This is a genomic window from Bradyrhizobium sp. (assembly GCF_016462955.1).
In the GTDB taxonomy this organism is placed as follows: domain Bacteria; phylum Pseudomonadota; class Alphaproteobacteria; order Rhizobiales; family Xanthobacteraceae; genus Bradyrhizobium.
Genome location: NZ_JAEMSD010000887.1, coordinates 1 through 1,548, shown reverse-complemented (window position 1 = coordinate 1,548; position 1,548 = coordinate 1). Strand labels below are relative to the sequence as shown.

The following is a 1,548-nucleotide window of genomic DNA, read 5'->3' as shown; positions in this document are numbered from 1 at the left end:
GTGTCCAGGCTCTCGCTGGTCTCCGTCAAAAACTCCCGCAACAGATCATCCATGAAAACAGGCCTTCATACAGGAAGGGCGCGCACGAGGCGTGATGCGCCATTTCGGAATGGAGCCAGCTTCACCGCAAAGCGTTTAATATTGGTTGAGTATGTGCAAAAGAACGGAACCAACAAAGAGATAAGGCGCTCCGGACAAGCCGAAGCGCCTCGTAAAGAATTGGTTAAGAGGCTGGGCGCAACGCGCCGTTTACGAAGCGGTAACGATGATGGCTTCGCCTTCCGGCTTGAGCGTCACGGTGAGCCCGCAGGCCTGCGCCAGCAGCCGCGTATAATAAGGCTGGATCGCATGCGCATCCGCAGCAGGACCGCGCTCACCGCTCAGGAGCTCGGAGATGTTCTGCGGCAGGCGGGCATTATGCCCGGTCGCGGTGATGCGAAAGCTCATCGTCTCACCCTCGCCGATCGGATCGACGACCAGCATGCCGCCGCGCGGAATCGTATGCTGCGCCACGACCAGCATGTTGAGCAGCAGCTTGACGCGATTCTTCGGCAGCAGCAGCCGCGGCAGATTCCAGGTGATGGAGCACTTGCCGTCCTCGATATGGCCTTTCGCCATGGTCTGGGCATCGCCGAGATCGATCTGGGCGCCGGAGGAGCCGGCGGCGCCGAACGCCAGACGGCAGAACTGGAGCCGGGCGGAGGCGGTCTTGGCGCTCTTGCGGATCAGGTCGAGCGCGAACTCGCGGTCCTCGGGCTTGGGATCGTCGTCGAGCACTTCGAGGCCGTTGACGATGGCGCCGACCGGGCTGATGAGATCGTGGCAGACCCGCGAGCACAGCAGCGCGGCGAGTTCGAGCATGTCGGGGGCAGTGGTAGGCGCGGGCGACGAGGCGTCAGACATAAAAGGGGGTCCTGGAGGGTTCCTGGAATTGCACGGCGCTGGACGCCGCGAATCACGCATGCTTGACGGATGCCGCGACTTCTAACATTCGCAAGCCCGCGGCAGCTAGCTTGCGATCGGATCGAAGCGGCCATAAGCCCGGGCGAAACGATCAAGGCGAATCAACCGAGGCGAATCGGTCGAGGAGGAACCAAATTGCCGACGAATGAGGCATCCAGGTGAAGCGGATCATCGACGGAGCGGCCGCAGCCGGCCTGATGGAGCCGCTCACCGCGCTGGTGGTGAAGGCCGGCGAAGCGATCCTTGCCGTCAACCGCGCCGCCATGCGGGTCGACGGCAAGCAGGACGGCTCGCCGGTGACCGAGGCCGACCTCGCCGCCGACCGCATCATCGCCGACGGCCTCGCCCAGCTCGCCGGCGAGGTGCCGACGCTGTCGGAGGAGCGGACCCAGCTCGCCTCCCCGCCGTTCCAGGGTCGCTTCTTCCTGGTCGATCCGCTGGACGGGACCAAGGAGTTCGTCGCCGGCCGCGACGAGTTCACCGTCAATCTTGCCCTGGTGACGGAAGGCGTGCCGCTGCTCGGCCTCGTCTCCGCACCTGCGCTCGGGCTGCTCTGGCGCGGCATCGTCGGCCGCGGTGCCGAGC

2 protein-coding genes are annotated in these 1,548 nt (G+C 64.9%); one reads left to right on the top strand and one right to left on the bottom strand.

What is annotated here, in order from left to right; genetic code table 11:
• Window positions 1–249: 249 nt before the first annotated feature.
• Window positions 250–903 carry a histidine phosphotransferase ChpT gene (gene chpT / locus JHD07_RS39555; RefSeq protein ID WP_291632054.1) on the bottom strand — a complete coding sequence of 218 codons (654 nt, stop codon included), beginning with the start codon at window positions 901–903 and terminating at the stop codon, window positions 250–252.
• Window positions 904–1,115: 212 nt separating this feature from the next.
• Here chpT and JHD07_RS39550 point away from each other — a divergent pair.
• On the top strand, window positions 1,116–1,548 hold a 433-nt coding region (locus JHD07_RS39550), incomplete at its 3' end, for an inositol monophosphatase family protein (protein WP_291632056.1).

What these genes read in the sequence shown, in the direction of transcription:
- chpT (WP_291632054.1), bottom strand. Translation starts at nt 903, where the DNA reads ATGTCTGACGCCTCGTCGCCCGCGCCTACCACTGCCCCCGACATGCTC.